Annotated in this window: 14 protein-coding genes and 1 riboswitch; of the genes, 4 read left to right on the top strand and 10 right to left on the bottom strand. The window is 69.5% G+C overall.

The window, feature by feature from the left end:
- On the bottom strand, positions 1-381 hold a 381-nt coding region (locus MK177_08135; protein MCH2427284.1), incomplete at its 3' end, for a hypothetical protein.
- A gap of 255 nt (positions 382-636) precedes the next feature.
- Here MK177_08135 and MK177_08140 point away from each other — a divergent pair.
- On the top strand, positions 637-2,235 hold the full coding sequence (locus tag MK177_08140; protein ID MCH2427285.1) for an AMP-binding protein: 1,599 nt from the start codon (positions 637-639) through the stop codon (positions 2,233-2,235).
- 5 nt (positions 2,236-2,240) lie between these two features.
- Here MK177_08140 and MK177_08145 read toward each other — a convergent pair whose 3' ends face one another.
- The 7 genes from MK177_08145 to MK177_08175 form a co-directional block, all read right to left on the bottom strand.
- Positions 2,241-3,233: an ABC transporter ATP-binding protein gene (locus MK177_08145; protein MCH2427286.1), complete on the bottom strand. Its 993-nt coding sequence runs from the start codon at positions 3,231-3,233 to the stop codon at positions 2,241-2,243.
- Entirely contained in the window at positions 3,230-4,858 is a 1,629-nt protein-coding gene (locus MK177_08150; GenBank protein MCH2427287.1) for an iron ABC transporter permease, read from the bottom strand. The genes MK177_08145 and MK177_08150 overlap by 4 nt, the downstream gene beginning before the upstream one ends.
- Positions 4,859-4,864: 6 nt before the next feature.
- Positions 4,865-5,989, bottom strand: coding sequence for a thiamine ABC transporter substrate-binding protein (locus MK177_08155; GenBank protein MCH2427288.1), 1,125 nt, complete (start codon positions 5,987-5,989; stop codon positions 4,865-4,867).
- Positions 5,979-6,112, bottom strand: a riboswitch (TPP riboswitch). It overlaps the preceding gene by 11 nt.
- A gap of 56 nt (positions 6,113-6,168) precedes the next feature.
- Complete coding sequence (locus MK177_08160; GenBank protein MCH2427289.1) at positions 6,169-8,700, bottom strand: glycoside hydrolase family 3 C-terminal domain-containing protein; 2,532 nt, start codon at positions 8,698-8,700, stop codon at positions 6,169-6,171.
- 94 nt (positions 8,701-8,794) lie between these two features.
- Complete coding sequence (locus MK177_08165; protein ID MCH2427290.1) at positions 8,795-9,730, bottom strand: aldo/keto reductase; 936 nt, start codon at positions 9,728-9,730, stop codon at positions 8,795-8,797.
- Positions 9,730-10,707, bottom strand: a complete 978-nt coding sequence (locus MK177_08170) for a Gfo/Idh/MocA family oxidoreductase (GenBank protein MCH2427291.1) — start codon at positions 10,705-10,707, stop codon at positions 9,730-9,732. The genes MK177_08165 and MK177_08170 overlap by 1 nt, the downstream gene beginning before the upstream one ends.
- A gap of 286 nt (positions 10,708-10,993) precedes the next feature.
- Complete coding sequence (locus MK177_08175) at positions 10,994-11,158, bottom strand: hypothetical protein (protein ID MCH2427292.1); 165 nt, start codon at positions 11,156-11,158, stop codon at positions 10,994-10,996.
- Positions 11,159-11,214: 56 nt separating this feature from the next.
- Here MK177_08175 and MK177_08180 point away from each other — a divergent pair, with 56 nt between their 5' ends.
- On the top strand, positions 11,215-12,951 hold the full coding sequence (locus tag MK177_08180) for an amidohydrolase family protein (protein MCH2427293.1): 1,737 nt from the start codon (positions 11,215-11,217) through the stop codon (positions 12,949-12,951).
- A 13-nt stretch (positions 12,952-12,964) separates the two neighbouring features.
- On the opposite strand, the gene fusA is transcribed toward MK177_08180, so the two are convergent.
- Complete coding sequence (fusA, locus tag MK177_08185) at positions 12,965-15,016, bottom strand: elongation factor G (protein MCH2427294.1); 2,052 nt, start codon at positions 15,014-15,016, stop codon at positions 12,965-12,967.
- 216 nt (positions 15,017-15,232) lie between these two features.
- On the opposite strand from fusA, the gene MK177_08190 reads away from it, so the two are divergent.
- A complete protein-coding gene (locus tag MK177_08190) occupies positions 15,233-16,894 on the top strand; it encodes a hypothetical protein (protein MCH2427295.1) in 1,662 nt (553 codons plus the stop codon).
- A gap of 77 nt (positions 16,895-16,971) precedes the next feature.
- On the top strand, positions 16,972-19,191 hold the full coding sequence (locus MK177_08195) for an acyltransferase family protein (GenBank protein MCH2427296.1): 2,220 nt from the start codon (positions 16,972-16,974) through the stop codon (positions 19,189-19,191).
- A gap of 15 nt (positions 19,192-19,206) precedes the next feature.
- On the opposite strand, the gene MK177_08200 is transcribed toward MK177_08195, so the two are convergent.
- On the bottom strand, positions 19,207-20,040 hold the full coding sequence (locus MK177_08200) for an HDIG domain-containing protein (protein ID MCH2427297.1): 834 nt from the start codon (positions 20,038-20,040) through the stop codon (positions 19,207-19,209).
- Positions 20,041-20,081: the final 41 nt, after the last annotated feature.

Consider the following 20,081-nt stretch of genomic DNA (forward strand, 5'->3'; position numbering starts at 1 on the left):
GTAGTCGCGGATCGCCAACTCGACGCCACGCTGGTTCGGAATACCCAGGAACGCCACATCACCGGAAATGGCGTTCAACGAACGGATCTGGATCTCCTCACCGGGACCAACCTCCACAGTCCCGAGAGAACCATCACCAAGATGGTCCTCGACGGTGGCGACCTCCTCAGGAGCCGGAGCAGCCGTAGTAGCCGCAGGAGCAGCAGTCGTAGCCGCAGGAGCCGCAGTCGTAGCCGCAGGAGCAGCAGTCGTAGCCGCAGCAGGGGCAGCCGTAGTAGCCGCAGGAGCAGCGGCACCGCCACCGTCATCGGAGCCACAGGCCCCAGCCAGCAGCGTGAACGTCGCCAGAAGCGCCGTCAACCAACGCAGTCGAGTACTCATGGAAACAGGTTCCCCCCGTGTTGAGAAGTGATTACCCGGGCATGGAGTGACGCGCGCCACCCCGCCCGAGGAATCGGACAGTAGACGGGGTTGTGGCCACTCTCCTAACCGCGCGGCCAACTAGTCATGAGTTCGTCATACTCCGCTCCAGCGTGCCACCTGCGCGATCTTCCAGGCCCTACCCGGCACAGTTCGGGGGCCTGTCCGGCCAACCGGGTCACAGGGGCCCTGCTGCCGGTCCTAGCCTCGTCGGTCGTGTCCCACCCGCTGCCAGAGGTCGACGAGCACGGCCTCGTCATACGTGCCACTCCGGCCCCCCTCCCCGAGGGTCCGTCCACGGTCGCCGCCTGCCTCGAGGCCGGTTGTCGTGACCACCCGGACCGCGACGCCCTCGTATGGGGAGACCGTGTCCTCACCTACGCCGAGCTGGACCTCCGGGTGGCCGCGGCCGCCGGTGGCCTCACGTCGCTCGGCATCGGACCCGGAGACCGGGTCGCATGCTCGCTGACGAACCAGCCCGCCCTCGTGGAGGCCTTCCTGGCGACACAGAGACTGGGAGCGGTGTGGCTGGGGGTCAACACCAACCTCACGCCCGACGAGGCCGGCTGGCTTCTGGCCGATGCCGACGCCGCGGTCGTGGTGGTGGGTTCCGACCGGGCAGGGATCGGAAGGGGTCGGCAGACGATCACCATGGACCCGACCGGCAACGGCAACGATGACTGGGCTGAACTGGTGGACGCCGGCAGGCCGGCTCCGACGGTCCAAGTGGACCCTCACGCCCCGGCAGCCATTGCCTACACGTCCGGCACGACCGGCCGTCCCAAGGGGGCCGTCCACTCCCAGCACAACCTGTTGTGGCCGGGCATCTCCAGCCGCCGCTCCTATCCGGCAGTCGACGGGGAGCGCCACGGCACGGCCCTGGCCCTCACCATCCTCAACATCCTGGCCCTCGGACCGCTCTGGGCCTACCTCCGGGGCACCACCGCCGTGCTGGTCCACCGGACCGACGCCGTCGGCCTCGCCGCCGCTGTCCGCCGACACCGGATCAACCGGATCACGCTCGTCCCGACCATGGCCCACGACCTAGTGGCCCACCCCGAGGTGGACCGCGAGGACCTGGCCACCCTCACCCAGACGATCATCGGAGCCGGCCACTCTCCGCCGGCTCTCAGGGCGGCGTGGCTCGAGAAGTTCGGCAGCCGTGCCCTGGCGGGCTACGGCCTCACGGAGGCACCGACCGGCGTGACCCGGGAGCACGTGGACCGCCCGACCCGCGACGACGGGGCCGGCTACCCCCTCGAGCCGGTCCGGGTGGTCGTCGTGGACGACGACGACCGGGAGGTCCCCCATGGTGGGACCGGCGAGGTCTGCCTCGCACCGGTGACCGAGGGGCGATGGGCGGGCACATGGACCCCGATGCTGGGCTACTGGAACAATGGAGAGGCCACAGCTGAAGCGCTCCGCGGCGGGATGCTCCACACCGGCGACCTCGGCCTGCTGGACGAGCACGGCCAACTGGTCATCCGTGGACGTCGCACCGAGATGATCCTGCGGGGTGGGGCCAACGTGTACCCGGTGGAGGTGGAGAGGGTGCTGCTCGAACATCCTGACGTCGAGGAGGCCGCGGTGCTGGGGCTGCCCGACGACCGGCTCGGAGAGGTGGTGGTCGCCTGCCTGGTCCCGTCCGGACACGCCGATCCCGACACCCTGGCCGGCGAGGTGGCGACGTTCTGTCGGGACCGCCTGGCCCGCTACAAGGTCCCGGAACAGTTGGTGGTGGTGGGCGCACTCCCCCGCAACGCCATGGGCAAGGTGGTGAAGGCCGAGCTGACCCCCCGGTTCGACGGGTCCTGAGCGCCCTACCGGGCCAGGGGCACGACGCCCCCGTCGGCCACCGACACCCCCACCCGGTCGCCGACGATCTGCGACCCGTCCGACCAGGCCCGTATCCGTAGGCCGGCCACGTCGAGGTCCACCACGGCCCGACCGCCCCGGATCGATGTGCCCAGGACCTCGGCCACCGGGTCGCCGTCCACCGGTACTACGTGGACCGTCAGGCGGTCACTTCGGACCAGCACGGTGCCCGGGCCGTCGCCGAGCCGACCCAGGGGGCAGGAGCCGGACCCGTCCAGCACGACCAGGTTTTCGTGGCCCAGGCACTCGGCGGCGTGCACCGATCCCGGATCGGCCCACACCTCGGCGGGCGCACCGATCCGGTCGATTCGGCCGTCACCCAGCACGGCTATCCGGTCGGCCAGGGCGAAGGCCTCGTCGTGGTCGTGGGTGACGTGGACCACCGCCTGGCCGAGCCGGCGTAGCAGCACCCCGAGGTCCGCCGTGAGCCGCTCCCTCAGGACGCGGTCCAGGGAGCCGAACGGTTCGTCCAGCATCAGCAGGCGGGGCCCGGCAGCCACCGACCGGGCCAGGGCCACCCGCTGGGCCTCACCTCCCGAGAGGGTGTCGACCCGGCGCCGACCGAACCCCGCCAGCCCGACCATCTCGAGCGCCCTGGCCACCCGCTGCACCCTCTGGTCGGCTGGCATCCCGGCAACCCGCAGCCCGAACTCCACGTTGCCCGACACGTCGCGGTGCGGGAACAGGGCGTGGTCCTGGAACATCAGCCCGAAGCCACGCTCATGGGTCGCCACGTCGGTCAGGTCGTGGCCGCGCCACAGGATCCGCCCGGCCGACGGACGCTCCAGGCCGGCAATGGCACGCAGCAGGGTGCTCTTGCCGCAACCCGACGGCCCCAGGAGCACCAGCACCTCGCCCTCGGCCACCTCGAGGTCCACGCCGTCGAGCACAGGCACGCCGTCAAAGGCCACCGACAGGCCGTCGACGCGCAGGGTCACAGGTCCCCGCGGACGGCGCCACGCCGCCCCCAGCCCTCGATGGCCAGCACCGAGGCCGCGGTCAGCACCATGAGCACCACGGCGAGCGCCATGGCCTGTCCCCTCAGCGCCTCCCCGGGTGTGCCCAGCAGCCGGAACAGGGCCAGCGGGGCGGTCAGCCGGTCGGGATGCCGGGGCAGGAAGGATGTTGCCCCGAACTCCCCCAGGGAGACGGCGAACGAGAAGGCGCCGCCCACGGCCAGCGCCCGGGCGGCGATCGGAAGGTCCACGTCGCGCCGCACCCGTGCCGGCGACGCACCCAGCACCGCTGCGGCCTCCCGGAGGCGATGGTCGATGCTCCGCAGCGTGGGGACCACGGTCCGCATCACGAACGGCACGCCGATCAGCGCATGGGCCACCGGCACCAGCCAGCGCGACGACCGCAGGTCCAGCGGCGGCTCGTCGAGCGCGATGAGCATGCCGAATCCGACCGTCACCGCCGACGCCCCCAGGGGAAGCATCAACCCGAGGTCGAAGAGCCGGGACGTCGTACGGCGGCCGTGGACCACGACGACCGACGCCAACCCGCCTACCAGCACGGCGAGGCCGGTCGCCACCACGGCGAAGAGCAGCGAGTTGCGGAGCGCCCCGAGGGCCGAGATCGGCAGCAGGTCCACCCGGTCGGCCAGCGCGGCGTAGTTGCGCATCGACCATGCAGCGTCCGCCCCCCGACCCGACGCCAGCGAACGCTCCACCAGCACGGCGATCGGCAAGCCGAGCACCAGGGCCAGGAGCCCGAGGTTCCCGGCTAGGAGCCGACCGCCGGCGCGCGGCAGGACGCGCCGGACCGGTCGCTGCCCGACGGCGCGACGACGCTGCATCCCGTTGGCGACCACCACCATCGCCGTAACAGCCACCAGCTGCACGACGGCCAGCGCGGTCGCCGAGGCCAGGTCGCCCCGGAACACGGCGTGGCGCCACACCTCGGTCTCCAACGTGGCCCGGGTCGGCCCACCCAGGATGAGGATCACCCCGAACGACGTGAAGCAGAACAGGAACACGATCGAGGCTGCGGCAGCCACCGCCGGCCAGAGGCGGGGCAGGGTCACCCACCTGAAGGCCTGCCACGGGGTGGCGCCGAGCACCCGGGCCTGTTCCTCGGGGCGGCTGTCCAACCCCTCCCAGAAGGTGCCCACGGTGCGCAGCACGATGGCCACGTTGAAGAAGACGTGGGCGGCCAGGATCGCCCCCACCGTCCGGGTCAGCCGGAGCGGGCCATCGGACAGCCCGATCCTCTCGAACAGGGCCAGGAATGCTCCCCCGACCACGACGGTGGGGAGCACGAACGGCACCGTGGCCGCCGCCCGCAGCACCGCACGCCCCCGGAATCGGCGACGGGCCAGCAGGTGGGCGCCCGGCCAGGCGACCAGGACGGCCAGGGCCGTGGAGGCCACGGCCTGCCAGAGGGTGAACCAGACCACGCCCCGGAACGACGCCCGCCCGGGAAGCCCGGCAAGCCGCTCGAGGCCACCGACGCCTATGCCCCTGACCAGGATCGACCCGACCGGATAGAGGAAGAAGACGGCCAGGAAGCCGGCCGGTATGGCGACACAGAGCACCCGGGCCGATGACCGGACCAACCTCACGTCAGGTCACCGGAGCACGATCTCGGTCCACCGTTCGGTCCACGCATTGCGGTTCGCCTCGATCTCGGCCGGCTCCAGCATGTACGGATCGTCGGCCAACCGCACGAAGTCCACGAACGCCTGTGGCAGCGCCGCCGAAGCCAGCGCCGGAAACATGAACATGTTCAGCGGTATGTCCTCCTGGAAGGTCGGTGAGAGGAGGAAGTCGACCAGCAGCTCGGCGGCCGCCCGGTGATCCGTACCGGCGAGGATGCCGGCGAACTCGACCTGGCGGAAGCAGGTTTCGGTGACCACCCCGGTGGGTGGGGTGTCCACCGGCGGGTCGGCGTAGATGACCTCGGCCGAAGGGCTGGAGGCGTAGCTCACGACAATCGGTCGACTCCCACCGCCGGATACGAACTCGCCCCAGTAGGCGTCCTCCCAGCCAGCCGTAACCACCACCCCGTTGTCGCGCAGCGCAGCCCAGTAGTCCTCCCAGCCGTCGCCGTACTCGGCGATCGTGGCCAGCAGGAAGGCGAGGCCGGGCGACGACGTCTCGGGGTTCTGCACGACCAGCTGGTCGGCGTAGGCCGGATCGGCGAGGTCGGCGAGCGTCGACGGGGCCGGGTCGTCGACGTCGAACCGGTCGATCCAGTAGTTGAGGCACACGTCGCCGAAGTCGATCGGCGTGACCCGGTTGGTCGGGTCGAGCTGCAGGGAGGTCGGCACTCCGGCCAGGGCCGGCGACTCATATGTCTCGAACAGCCCGGCATCAAGTGCCCTCTGGAGGAACGTGTTGTCCACGCCGAACATCACGTCGCCCAGCGGATCGCCGGTCGTGAGGATGGCCGCCGAGACCATCTGGCCGGTGTCACCGGCCGTCTGGAGGACGACCTCGATCCCGGTCTCGGCGGTGAACGCCTCGAGCGTGCCTTCCGACACCCAGAACGAATCATGGGTGATCAGGGTCACCGGGCCGGTCGGCGGTCCCTCCTCCACAGGCGACGGGACCGCAGTGGTCGCCATGCCTCCGGAGCTGAGCGGAACCGTGGTGGGGTCGTCGCCACCACTGCAGCCAGCAGCCGTCAGGGCCGCCACGAGGACGAGAAGGAACCGAAGGCGAAATCGAAATCGGGGTCGGAGGTTCAGCACGTGATCTCCCTTCGCCGGCATTACCCGGAGCAGGTTCTGGTCGGGTCGACAGCGCCCCCGTCGATTGCGACGGTCGCTGCCCTCTCAGCCCGGCATGAGGCCCGAGCTCCCCGGTTGGTTGTCGCCTCGAGACTACCGGTCGGCCAGTGCGACGTGGAAGGCCGGACGGGTACGGCGAATTACCGGAGGTCGAGCGGGAGGATGGCCCGGATATCAGCCGACGACCGGCCGATGTGCAGTTCGCAGGGCCCCGGGTCGACGTGCCAACCGGGCTCATCCCGGGGGGCCACCCCCTGGCCCGAAGCCACCGGGGACCTCGCGGAACGTTCGGAGTGCCCGGGATCGCCGGGGTCCCAGTAGGCGAAGGCACGGTGGTCCAGCACGACGACGACGTCGGCAGACCCTCCCGGCTCCAGGCGTACCTTGGCGAAGCCCTGGAGTTCGCTCACCGGTCGGGACAGGCGCGTGGCCAGGGGCGCCACGTAGCACTGCACGACCTCGGAGCCCGCACGGTCCCCGTCGTTGGTTACCGGCACGGTGACGGTCACGGTGGCGCCGGCCTCCATCTCGGTGATCGTGGGGACCTCGCCCAGCGAGGGCTCCCCCCAGGAGAACTCCGTGTACCCGAGGCCGTGGCCGAACGGGAAGGCCACCGGTAGCCGGCGCGCCTGGTACCAGCGGTAGCCGGTGAACAACCCCTCGCCGTACACCACCCGACCGTTCTCGCCCGGATAGTGGAGGAATGCCGGGGTGTCCTCCAGCCGATGGGGCACCGTGGTGGGCAGGCGACCCGACGGCTCGTCGTCCCCGACCAGCACGTCGACCAGGGCGTCGGCCATCTCCTGGCCCCCGAACCAGGTCTGGAGAACGGCCGGAGCCACCTCGGCCCAGTCGCTGGTGACCACCGATCCCGCGTTGACTACCACCACGGTGTCCGGGTTCGCCGCGCACACCCGCCGGATCAGCTCCGGTTGGCCACCGGGCAGGTCCATCGACTCCCGGTCCCGACCCTCGGTCTCCCAGTCGAGGTTGGTACCCACCACGAGCACGACGGCATCCGCCTCGGTGGCTACCGCCACGGCCCGGTCCATGAGGTCGTCCGGCGACGGCGTCCGCACCCCGACCTTGGCGCCGCTCATGAACGCAGCCCCCTCTGAGGTCCACTCGACTGCCACCTCGACGGGTCGACCGGCAAGCATGGGGACCACGGCGTCCGCCTCGGCGCTCCCCATCCCGAAGAACTCCTCACCGGGCGGCATGGGTCGGGCGATCCCGTCGACCACCACGTGACCGTCCACCAGCAGTCGGGCCCGCCCGACCTGCACCAGGGTGAGAATGTGGTCACCATCGACCACCGGAGTGAACGTGGAGGTTGCCCGGAACGAGAAGGACCGCAGGTCGGACACCCCCGGGACCCGGTCGAAGTGCAGGATTCGGCCGTCCCGGAAGGCGGCGGTCCCCACCTCCGGACCCGTCCAGTCGGTGGAGTCGAAGTAGGCCACGTCGAATCCCCGCCCGCCGTCGGACCGTTCCGTGGCCCGACCGCCCAGTGGCTGCGCCGACCTTTCGGTGACGACGCCGGGCTCGTAACGGACCTCCAGGCGGTCCCCCAGGCGGTCGACCAGGGCGTCCAGGGGAGAGGTCTCGTGCTGGGCCACCAGGGCTGACGAGCCCCCACCCATGACCATCGCCGCCGCCGCGTTCGGGCCGATCACTGCCAGGCTGGCTAGCCGGTCCACGGCGAGCGGGAGGACCCGGTCGTTCTTCAGCAGGACCATGGCCTCGGCGGCGGCCCGCCTTGCCAACGTCCGATGGGTCGGCTCGTCCAGCTGCTCTTCTTCCCGCACGTGCGGCTCCTCGAAGGCACGGGTCCGCTCGGCCAGGAGCAGGAGTCGACGGACTGCCCCGTCCACCACCGACTCGGGGACCTCTCCGGCCTCGACAGCCTCCACCAGTCGCTCGCCGTACCAACGGGGCGGTCCGGGCATCTCCAGGTCCAACCCGGCAATGGCCGAGGCAGCCGTCGACCTGGCTCCGAACCAGTCCGAGACCACGATGCCGTCAAAGCCCCATTCGCCCCGCAGCACCGTGTCCAGCATCCACCGGTTCTCAGCGGCGTAGGTCCCGTTGACCCGGTTGTACGAGGCCATCACCCCCCAGGCGCCGCCCTCGGTGACCGCCATCTGGAACGGACGCATCGAGACCTCCCGCAGGGTCCGCTCGTCCACCTCCGACGAGATGGTCGTCCTCTCGAACTCGGAGTCGTTGGCCACGAAGTGCTTGACCGTCGTACCGACACCACCGGCCTGCACACCGCGGATGAAGCCGACGGCGATCCGGCCGGTCAGGTACGGGTCCTCCGACATGCACTCGAAGTTCCGCCCGCCCAGTGGCGTCCGGTGCAGGTTGACCGTCGGGGCCAGCAGCACGTGACAACCCCGGGCCCGAGTCTCCGCGGCCAGCACCCCACCCAGTTCCTCGACCAGCCCCGGGTTCCAGGTGGCCCCCAGCGCCGCACCACAGGGGATGCAGACCGACGGCGTGCCCGTGCCCAGCATGCCGGTCCCGCGGGCGCCGTTCGGGCCGTCGGTCACCTTCAGCGACGGGATGCCCAGGCGGTCCACCGGCTGCACCGACCAGAGGTCACGCCCCCCCATCAGCGCCACCTTCTCCGCCAACGTCAGGTCGGCCAGCAACCCGTCGATCTTCATTGCTTTCCGCACCTTCCGCGGGGATCTCTGTGCATGGCGCCTGAGTGTTCTTCTAGCAACGCTACTGAGTGATTCCTAGAATGGCCGTCGACTATCAGTCGCCCTGTTCGAGCCACCGTTGCTCCTCACTGGTGAGATCCATCGCCGCAGCCTCGATGTTCGCCGTGGCCTCTGCACCGCTACGCGCTGCACACACAGCATGGGCGCGCAACGGCGAGGCCATCACGTAGGCAATGGCCACTTGTTCCGGACTGCAACCCCGCGAAGCAGCCAACTCTTGGGAGCGATCGCGCCGGCGTCGGTTGTCCGACGAGTCGTAGCACCGGCTCGTTTCTGCGTCAGCCTTCGACCCTGGCTGGTGGGAGGCGGTCAAGTAGCCGCCAGCCAGCGGCGACCAGGCAATCACGGTGATTCCAGTCTCGACAAGCGCTGCCCGTTCGAAGGCCCGCTCAGAACCAGTAAGGGTGGTGGCACCTGGCCACGGCTCGGCGAGTTGATCAACTAGTGAGAACTGGGGGCTGGTGGCGATCGGTGGCGAGGCATCGGCGGCACCGAGGGCTTGCCGGAGTCGGACGGTCGACCAGTTCGACACCCCCCAAGCGTCGATCGTGCCGGACGCCACCTGATGCTGTACGGCATCAACCAACTCACTGATCGGGACCGAGGGATCGTCCCGATGGAACAGCCACAGGTCGAGCCGGTCTGTCCCCATACGGTCCAGGGTGGCCGCCACGTCAGTGGCCACCGCTTCAGGGCGGACCCGGGACGCGGTCCAGTCAGGTGGCCCGGGATGGCACCCCTTCCCGATGAGGGTGACAGCCTCGCGAAGGCCCCGGTCGGCTACCCAGGCGCCTAGGCGTCCGTCGCATGTACCTCCCTCGTCGACGTAGACCAGTCCCGAGTCGAAGGCGTCGACCCCGGATTCGTAAACCTCGTCAAGGAGCCGTTGCGGTTCGGGAACCAGGGTCGCGCCGAACAGAGGCGTCGCGCCCTGGATCACCATCGACAGCGGCCGGGGCAACCCCGCCATCAGAGGGGCTCCCTGTCGCACGGGTAGACGACTCCGATTCGGGACCGGATCTCGTCCATCAGCTCAGCCATAGCAACCGACCAGGCCCAGGGGACCACCTGACTCTCAACCGCTCCAACCTCCAGGCATCGGGCCGCTTCGATGATCTGGTATTCGAACCCGTTGACCTGGTGCGGTTCGTGCGCTTCGTCGACTTTCTCGCCCCTCAGGGAGGTGAGTGCCATTCGTTCCGCACGCCAAAAGTTCGGAATCTCAATGATTCCCTTGGTGCCAGTAATTTGACCGTTGGGTACAAGATCGGCATTGATCGCCGAGCTGAGCCTGGCCGACCCACCCGCGGAGTAGTCAGCTACCACGCACAGGCGTGCGTCCACGCCGTCAGGAGACAACTCGGCCTCGGCGTCGAAGGAGACAGGTTGGGTGCCGAACGCCAGTTCGGCCAGGGTCAGCGGGTAGATCCCGACGTCGAGCAAGCTGCCCCCGGCCAACCCCGGTGCCCAGAGCCGATTGGTCGGCTCGTAGGGGGCACTGAACCCGAATCTCGCTTCGACCATTTCGATCTCGCCGAGGCGACCCTCGTCGATCCACCTCCGGAACACCCTGAAGACGGGGAGGTGCCGAGTCCACATGGCCTCCATCAGGAAGGCCCCCGATGACCGAGCAACCTCGACCATCTGTCGGACCTGCAACGCGTTGACGGCCATCGGCTTCTCGCACAACACGGGCACTCCAGCCCCTAGGAGAACTAGGGCGACGTCGCGATGGCTGCTGTGCGGGGTGGCAACGTAGACGGCGTCCACCTCGCCAACCAGGTCGGTCGGCTTGTCGCCCGCCCAGCCAATTCCGTGGTTGGTTGCGAAGACGGCAGCCCTCGAGGCCTCGCGACCGGTGACCGCCACGACCTCGTGGCCGACGCCTCGAGCCGCGTCAAGGAACTTAGAGACAATCCTTCCGTGTCCGACAATCCCCCAGCGCATCAACCCAGCATCGCACCTAGGTGAACTCCCCTTTAGCTCGCCTTTGCCCGAGGATTCGGAAGAACTCGATGGAACAACCGCCCCGACGCCGCCCGAACCCAAAAGGCTGAGAAGGCCCCACCGATTGCCTTGCCAGCGAGGATGACCGGTTTGGGAGTAACGCGCCAAACAACGCTCCACGTCCTCGCGCGGGTGCCGGTTAGGACCGGATGGTCAGAAGGGTGTCCGGATGGAAACGCTTTCAAGTTCCCGGCCGGCGCCGAATGGCCGAGCTGTTCCCGTCCCTCTAGAGAACCTCGGGAGCTATCAGGGCCGTGCCCAGCGCTCTGGCTTCGGACCCCAACTCCGCCAACGTCAGGTTGGCCAGCAGCCTGTCGATCGGCTCGCCCACCCTTGGGTCCTCGCCCACCGACGCCCGGCTGACGACCCGTGGGCGCTGTCCAACGGGCACCGAAAACCTGACGCTCCGTCAGGAATCGGATCGGCGCCACGGCTACCCTCTCGTCCATGTACGACCTCCTGATACGCGGCGGCCTGGTGGTCGACGGCACGGGTACCCCGGGAGTACCGGCCGACGTCGCCGTGGCCGACGGCCGCATCGCGGCGGTCGGTGACCTGACAGGGGCAGATGCCGCCGAGGTCGTGGATGCCACCGGCCTGGTGGTCTGCCCGGGGTTCGTGGACCCCCACACCCACTACGACGCCCAGCTGTTCTGGGACTCCTACGCCACCCCGTCCAGCCAGCACGGCGTCACGAGCGTGGTCATGGGCAACTGCGGCTTCAGCATCGCCCCCCTCGGCGACGACTCGGACGCCGCCTACCTGGCCGCCATGCTGGTCAAGGTGGAGGGCATGTCCCCGGCGGCACTGGCCGAGGGCGTGGACTGGAACTGGCGCTCCTTCGGCAGCTTCCTGGACCGCTTCGAGGGAAACCTCGGCGTGAACGTGGCCGGGATGGTCGGCCACAGCGCCATCCGCCGTACGGTCATGAAGGACGACGCCGTCAGTCGTGAGGCAACGCCCGCGGAGCTGGACCAGATGCGGCGCCTCCTGGCCGAGTCGCTGGAGGCCGGCGGGCTGGGCCTCTCGACCAGCAGGTCGTTCACCCACAGCGACGGCGACGGTATGCCCGTGCCGTCGCGGACCGCTGCCGTCGACGAGGTGGTCGCACTCTGCGAGGTGTGCGCCGACTACCCGGGCACCACCCTGGAGTGGGTGGCCGACGGATGCATGAACGGCTTCCGCGATGACGAGGTCGACCTGATGGCCCGCATGTCGCTGGCCGCGCGACGACCGGTGAACTGGAACGTCCTCACCATCGATGCGGCGCGTCCAGACGACTACCGCGAGCAGCTCGCCGCCTGTGACCGTGTTGCGGAAGCCGGTGGCAGGGCAGTGGCGTTGACCATGCCCGTCCTCGTGGGCATGAACATGCACTTCCACACGTTCTGTGCGCTCTACTCGCTCCCCGACTGGGGCGACGTGATGAACCTGGACCATGAGGAGAAGGTGGCCGCCCTGACTGATCCCGAGACCCGCCGGTTCCTGGAACAGCGGGCGGCCTCACCGGACGCTGGCGTCTTCTCCCGCCTCACCGGTTGGGGCCTGTACCGCATAGGCGACACCTTCTCCGAGACGAACGAGGGCCTCAAGGGCCGGCTGGTCGGCGACATCGCCCGGGAACGTGGCCAGCGAGACTTCTACACCCTGCTGGACATCGTCCTGGCCGACGACCTGCGAACAGTTCTGTGGCCCGGTCCGACCGACGATGACCCTGCCAGCTGGCTCATGCGCCAGGCCGCCTGGGACCACGACCACGTGATGATCGGCGGGTCCGACGCCGGCGCCCACCTGGATCGCATGGCCGGCGCCAGCTACACCACCCAGTGGCTGGCCGACTGCCTGCGCGGCCGGCGGCTGGCCACCCTGGAGGGCGCCATCGCCCACATGACCGACGTCCCGGCACGGTTCTTCGGCATGAGGGAGAGGGGCCGCATAGCAGAGGGCTGGCACGCCGACCTGGTGGTCCTGGATCCCGAGACCGTCGGAGCCGGCGAGTTCCAGATGCGCAACGACCTGCCCGGCGACAGTCCCCGGCTGTACGCGGATGCCATCGGGGTCGAGAGGGTCTACGTGAACGGCGCCTGCACGGTCGTGGACGGAACCCCGACCGGGAAGCTGCCGGGCCGTGTCCTGCGCTCCGGTGCCGACACCGAGACGACCGCAATCCCCGCCGACTCCTGACCAGTCAGCCGGTTCAGCCCTCGGGAGGCGCCGGAACGTCCACGCCGGGCGGAACCCGGGAGTAGTGGTCGTGCCGTGCGGTGAAGCGGCCACGACCGCCGGTGATGGACCGCAGGTCGATCGAGTAGCGAAGCATCTCGGCCTCCGGGGCCATGGCGCTGATCACCTGGGCCCCCCACCTGTCCACCTCCGAGCCCTGCACGGTCGCCCTACGTGACGACAGGTCACCCATGACATCACCCAGGCAGTCCGAGGGAATCGTCACCTCAACTGCGACAACCGGCTCCAGCACCACCGGGCGGGCACCTCTCAGAGCCTCCTGGAAGGCCAACCGGCCGGCCATCTTGAAGCTCATCTCCGAGGAGTCGACCGAGTGGTGCCTGCCGTCGAACACGGCTACCTTCACGTCGACCACCGGATAGCCCGAGGATCCCCCATGGGACATGGCCTCGGCGACGCCCGCCTCGACGGCCGTGATGAACTGCCGGGGAATAGCCCCACCGGTCACCTCGTCGGCGAACTCGAAGCCGGACCCAGAGGGCAGCGGCTCGATCCGGATGGAGGCGACGCCGAACTGCCCGTGTCCACCGCTCTGCTTCTTGTACTTTCCCTCGGCCGAGGACTTCGCCGTAATCGTCTCGCGATAGGCGACGCGCACGTCATCGGTGTCGACCTTGACGCCGAACTTCCGCTCCAGGCGGGCCATCACGTTCCGGAGGTGGGTCTCCCCCAGTCCACCGAGCAGCGTCTGGCGGGTCTCGGAGTTGCGGGTGACCGTCAGCACCGGGTCCTCGTCCACGAGGCGGTGCAGGGCGTTGGCCAACTTGTCCTCGTCGTTGCGGACCCGTGCCGTGACCGCCATCTCCAGCATCGGTGACGGAAATCCGATGGCCGGGGCGGTTGCCCTACCGACAGCGGAAAGGGTGTCGCCGGTCAGCGTGGCCTGCAACTTCGCCACAGCTCCGATGTCGCCGGCCGGCAACCGGTCCACGTCGACCGACTCGCCTCCCTGCAGGCTCATGACGTTGCGGAGGCGCTCGTCGTCGCCAGTACGTCCGTTGGTGAGGTGGATGTCGCGCTTCACCGTCCCAGTCAGAACACGGAAGTACGAGATGTGGCCGAGGTACGGGTCGACGGCCGTCTTGAAGACCTGGACGAGGGTGTCTGCGGTCGGATCGGGCACCACCTCGACCTCACGGCCCCCGACTACAACCGTCACCGGTGGACGGTCCAGAGGCGATGGCCCGACCTCGACGATGAAGTTGCACAACCTGTCCACGGCGATCGGGATGGTGGCCGATCCGCATACCACCGGGAACACCGTGCCGGCGGCAACGCCCCGGCCCAGCACCGTCTCCAGCTCCTCCAATGTCGGGATGTCTCCATCCAAGAACCGCTCCAGCAGGTCGTCATCTGCCACCACGATGTTCTCCACCAGGGAGTCGTGGATCTGGTGCTCCGTCTCCTCCATCTCCTCGGGGATCTCACCCAGCTCCGCGTGGCCACTGTCGTAGATCCAGGCGGTGTCGGTGAGCAGGTCGGCGATTCCGTGGAACGCTCCGGCCTCGCCGATGGGTATCTCCAACGGCGCCACGCCGGTACCGAACGCAGCCTGGAGGTCCGCCAGCACCCTCTCGAAGCTGGTGTGCTCCCTGTCCAACTTGTTCACGAAGACCATCCGGGGCAGGTTCCGGTCGGCGGCCTGTCGCCACAGGTCGATGGTGGCGTGGTCGAGGCCGGTGGATGCGTCGACCACGAAGATGGCTAGGTCGGCGACCGCCATGGCACCGACCGCCTCGCCGGCGAAGTCGAACGTTCCCGGGGTGTCGAGGAGGTTGACCTTGTGGTCGTTCCACTCCAACGTGGCCAGGGCAGTGGTCAGCGAGTGTCCGACCTCCTTCTCCTCGGGCTCGTGGTCACAGACCGTGGAGGCGTCCTCGACCCGGCCCACCCGGCTGAGGGTTCCGGCCCTGTAGAGCATCGCCTCGGCCAGGGAGGTCTTTCCCGAACCGGGCGGCCCTACCAGGACCACGTTGCGGATGCCTTCCGACACAAAGGCCTTCACAGCACACCTCCTCCGCCGACGGGCCGCGGGAGGCTCGCCGTCGGCTCCGTCCGACGTGGAGGTGCGACGGTACCCGTCGGCCGGGCGGGCCGCCAGCGACCGATCCGCTCCGCGGCCCGGATCCTCGCAGTGGACCCCTGGACCGAAGGCTCGTCTGGGCTGAATCCGGGACCGTAGATCAGACCACCGTCCTAACGGTTCCTAGACTCTCCGGCCATGGATGCCCCCGGCCGCAGGCGCCTCCGCCTTCCACGCCCCTCCGTCCGGAGGTCGGTGGAGGTTGTATCGCTGGCGGTCCCGGCGCTCTTCGTGGCCATTCCGCTGGCCCGGATGCTGGGCACGGGAGCGACTGCGATGGAAGAGGCCAACGTGCTGGTCGTGGCCGCCGGCATCCTCGACGGCCGCCTCCCTCACGCCGACGTCGAGTACCTCTACGCCCCCGGGACGGTGTGGGCGGTGGCCGGCGCCTTCTGGACACTCGGAACCTCAGTCGTGGTCGAGCGACTCGTCGGGCTGGCCTACCGGCTGGCCCTCCTCTGGGGGATCCACCGGCTCTGCCGGCACTGGGGACCGGGCACCGCTACCTGCGCCGCCCTGGCCTCGTGGGCCGTCATCGCCCCGTTCGGACTGGTGGCCTATCCGTGGATCACCGGGCTGGGCCTGCTGGTGGCCGGCACGGCCCTGGTGCTCGAGGGAGACGACGGAAGACGCGCCTCGATCGGTGCCGGGCTCTGCGGCCTGGCCGCCTTCCACCAACTGGTGCTGGTCCCGGCGGTGCTGGTGGTAGTGCTACCGGCGTTCCTCGCCGCCGCCCGACACCGTAGGGCCCGACTCGGGACCGGCCTGATGGCCGGCCTCTCGCCGTTCCTCCTCCACCTGGTGCTGGTCGGTCCACGCTCCATGGTCGAGGGCATGGTCGTAGATCCGATGTTCCGGCTGCGGGCCGGCCGCCGGCTCCCGCTGCCTCCCAATCCGTCGGACAGCGGCGACTTCTTCGCCCGCCTGGACGACCTGCTACGTGGCCCTGACGGGCTGCCCGGGTTGGACCGGCCGGCCCAGATCGCCGCCCTCTTCTGGCTGCTGCTGGCCGGCACCGCCTTGCTCGTGTTGGTCGCCCGTCGCTGGCGGGGGCCAGGCCGGGCCAGGTTCGCCACCATGGTTGCCATGGCCGTGGCCCTGGTGCCGATGGCCCTGCAGCGTCCCAGCCCGAACCACCTGAAGTTCGTGGGCACCTTCACGGTGGCGGTCGCCGTGGTCGCAATCGCCGTACCGCTCGGCCGTCGTGCCCACGCCACCACCGCGCCGCTCGGCCGTCGTGCCGGCGCCCTGGTCGCGCCTATGGCCCTGGCCCTAGTCCTGGGGGGCCTGGTCATGGTGGCGCCCCACCACATCGGACGGTTCACCTTCGAGACCTTCACCGACCGGCCGTTCGACTCCTCGACGGCCACGGTGGTCCACGACGGCCGGACCCTCCCCGTGGGCCGCGGGACCTCGGCCGCCGCGGTGGCCGACGAGATAGACACCGTCGTGTCGATGGCCGACCACCTGACGCGGCCGGGCGACCGAGTGTTCGTCGGGCCCGTGGACCTAACACGGACCAACTACGGCGACACGTTCCTCTACTTCCTGCTCCCCGACGTGGTCCCGGCCAGCCGGCACCTGGAGATGAACCCCGGCCTGGCCAATCGGCAGGGCGGCAACCTTGCCGTCGAGCTCGCCACCGCCGACCTGCTGGTGCTCACCGACCGCTTCGACGGTTGGTCCGAGCCCAACGCCTCGGTGCTGCAGGGCGACATGGCCGCGACGGCGGTCGTGGCCGGCCGGTTCTGCGACGTGGCGGGCACGACGACCTGGCGCCTGCTCACACCGTGTCCGTAACGGGGGCCGTGGCGGTGGCCACGGCGGGGGCTGTGGCGACCCGACGCTCCGGCCACCCCCGGTAGCGTCACGGGACCATGGCCGATCAGGCACGTCCCCGCTTGAACTACATCCCCGGCCTCGACGGCATCCGGGGCATCTGGGTCGTCGTCGGCCCGCTCCTGTACCACGCCGCCACCGACACCGTGTCGGGCGGCATCCTGGGCATCGACCTGTTCTTCACCCTGTCCAGCTTCCTGATCATCTCGATCGCCCTGAACGAGTTCGAGGCGACCGGCCGCATCGACCTGAAGGCCTACGCGGGGCGGCGGGCCCGACGCCTGCTCCCAGCTCTCTTCGTGTGCCTCGGCATGCTGACCATCTACCTGGTCCTGAGGGTTCCGCCGGGCGAGCTCGCCCGATGGACCGGGGCGATCTTCTCGACCCTCACCTACAGCGCCAACTGGTACGAGATCTTCTCCGACGTCTCGTACTTCGAGGACTTCCAGTTCTCGCCGCTCCGCCACGTGTGGTCGTTCTCCATCGAGGAGCAGTTCTACATTTTCGCCCCGTTGTACCTGATCACCGTGCTGGCGCTCTTCAGGAAGCGGGCCAACATGGCGCTGCTGGTCACCATGATCGCCGGTACCGCGCTCTCCACATGGTGGATGGGGCACCTGTATCCAGGGCAGGGAGACCCGTCCCGCGTCTACTACGGCACCGACACCCGGGCCCATTCCCTGTTCGCCGGCATCATCCTGGCCGTGGCCGTCCGGATGTACGGACCGGTCCGGACCCGGACAGGCCAGCTGGCCTGGGTGGGGGGGGCGTACCTCGCGACCTTCTTCTTCTCCTGGGCCATCTTCGAGATCTCGGAGCGGGACGCCTGGATGTTCGAACACGGCGGCTTCCTGCTGGTCGCCGCCATCTCGTGCCTGATGATCTACGGCGTCGCGCAGCCCGGTGAACGGGCATGGCATGCCCGCCTGCCGGCGTTCCTGTCGGCTGACGACGCGCCATGGGCCGGTCGGCTGACCTGCGGCACCCTCTATGCCGGGATCTTCACCGGTGGTTGGGCGGTGGTCAGCGTGGTCAGGGGCAACGCCCCGTTCGACCACTGGCCCTACCTCCTGGGCGTGGGCATCGGCTGGTTCTGGTACGGGGCCGCCAGGTCCGAGGTGGGGCCCCTCCACTGGTTCCTGGAATCAAGGCTCATCCGCGGCGTCGGCAAGATCAGCTACGGCCTCTACCTCTACCACTGGCCTATCTACCTGCTGGTCACCCCGACCCGTGCCGGACGGCTCGTCCCGGGCGTCGAGCTGGTCGAGGGCAACAACCTGATCTGGATGCACCTGGCCATGACGTTCATCGTGGCCGCCACCAGCTTCTACGTCGTGGAACAGCCGGTCATGCGGAGGCGCTTCCCGCTGGTCGGGCGGAGGATGACGGTTGTCAGCGGCACGGCGGCCGGCGCCACGGCGGTGGTACTGATCCTCGTCGGCCTGCTCTGGGTCAACACCCGGCCGGCCGAGAGCGGGTCGTTTACCGCCTCGGCCAGCCCCTGCACGGAACAGGGGCTACTCCCCCCGCCGTCCGACGAGCGGCTCCGGGTGCTGGTGGTCGGCGATTCGGTGGCCCTCCAGATCGGTGAGGCCCTCTGCGGCTGGGCCGTCGACAACCCCGGGCGGATGGTGGTGCTGAACGAGGCCCACCTGGGCTGCGTCGTCGGTCGCCACGGCCTCAAGCGGGTCCCCGAGGGCGACGAGGGGCCGGTCGGCGAGCTCTGTTCGGCGTGGAACGAGTCGGTCCCCACCCACGTCATGCTCCAGCCCGACGTGGTCTCATGGCCCTCGGCGGTCGAGGCCTTCCGACCTGACGTGGTGCTGGGCCACGTCACGGCCTGGGACGTCACCGACCGGTTGGTCCCGTCGCTGGGCGTGGACTGGGTCTGGGTCGGGGTGCCGGCCTACGACGGGTACATATCGTCCGAGTACCGGCTGGCCAGCCAGGTGCTGGGGTCCACAGGTGCACACGTCTACTGGCTGGAGGGGGCCCACATCCGACGGGAGATCCGCCCCCAGAACCATCCCGACCGGATCGACGGGCTGAACGACCTGGTCCGGGCGGCCACCGCCGACCTGGACCACGTGACGACCGTCGCCTACCGGGACTTCATCGGGGCCAACGGCACCGCCCGGGAGCGCCACACCCGTGACGACGGTGTCCACCTGTCCGAGGACGGGATGGCCGAGGTGTCCGATTGGCTGGTCGGCGAGGTGTTCGTCGAGTCGGCGTCCACCGGATCCGGATCGGGCTGACCTGCCGGACGGCGATCAGGAACGGCCTGCCCACCAGGTCTCGAGGCGGGCCTCGAGTTCGGCCCGTTCCAGGTCCCCCTCGTCCCGCTTGAGCGCCAGCAGGTAGGCCAGTGCCTCGCCGACATGGCGTCCCGGGCCGATCCCCAGGTGTGCCATGACAGCCGCCCCGTCCATGCCGGGCCGCTCTGCTGCCCGTCGTGTCGCCTCGGCCAGCTCGGCGATGCGGGACTCGAGGTCGTCCATGGCGGCCTGGATGCCCGCCGCCTTCACCCTGTTGCGGGTTGTGCAGTCGCACCGGATCAGGTGGTTGAGGCGCCCCAGCAACGGTCCGGCGTCACGCGCGTAGCGACGTACCGCAGCGTCCGACCAGCCGTCGGAGTAGCCCTTGAACCGCCCGGACAGCCGGACCAGACCGGCAACCTCGTCGACCACCGACTCGTCGAAGCCCATGGCGGTCAGGCGGCTCCGGGCCATCCGGGCTCCGACCACCTCGTGGTGTCGGAACGTCACGTCCCCGTGCTCGAACGACCGGGTCCGGGGCTTGGCGATGTCATGGAACAGGGCGGCCAGCCGCACGGTCAACTCGGGCTCGGTCTTTCCGACCACGGCGATGGTGTGGCTGAGCACGTCCTTGTGCCGGTGGATCGGGTCTTGCTCCATGCGGAGCAGCGGGAACTCGGGGACGAGGTGGTCCATCTCTCCGGAGTCCACCGACGCCCAGAGGCCGGGCTCGCAGTCCGGCTCGAGCAGGAGGGAGGTGAGGCGCTCGCCTGCCGCCGGGTCGACGGTTTCCGCCGGCCCGGCCGGCCCGGGCGTCGCTTCGGCGCCGGGCACCGTGGTATCCGTCATGTCGGGAAGTCTACGGACCCACCTACAGCCGGCCGCGGGCC

It is taken from the genome of Acidimicrobiales bacterium (assembly GCA_022452145.1).
In the GTDB taxonomy this organism is placed as follows: Bacteria; Actinomycetota; Acidimicrobiia; order Acidimicrobiales; family MedAcidi-G1; genus UBA9410.

Excerpts from the sequence above, each read along its gene's own strand:
- MK177_08160 (MCH2427289.1), bottom strand. The coding sequence starts at position 8,700 with ATGAAGATCGACGGGTTGCTGGCCGACCTGACGTTGGCGGAGAAGGTG.
- MK177_08165 (MCH2427290.1), bottom strand. The coding sequence starts at position 9,730 with ATGGCGGGGTTGCCCCGGCCGCTGTCGATGGTGATCCAGGGCGCGACG.
- MK177_08170 (MCH2427291.1), bottom strand. The coding sequence starts at position 10,707 with ATGCGCTGGGGGATTGTCGGACACGGAAGGATTGTCTCTAAGTTCCTT.
- MK177_08180 (MCH2427293.1), top strand. The coding sequence starts at position 11,215 with ATGTACGACCTCCTGATACGCGGCGGCCTGGTGGTCGACGGCACGGGT.
- MK177_08190 (MCH2427295.1), top strand. The coding sequence starts at position 15,233 with ATGGATGCCCCCGGCCGCAGGCGCCTCCGCCTTCCACGCCCCTCCGTC.
- MK177_08195 (MCH2427296.1), top strand. The coding sequence starts at position 16,972 with ATGGCCGATCAGGCACGTCCCCGCTTGAACTACATCCCCGGCCTCGAC.
- MK177_08200 (MCH2427297.1), bottom strand. The coding sequence starts at position 20,040 with ATGACGGATACCACGGTGCCCGGCGCCGAAGCGACGCCCGGGCCGGCC.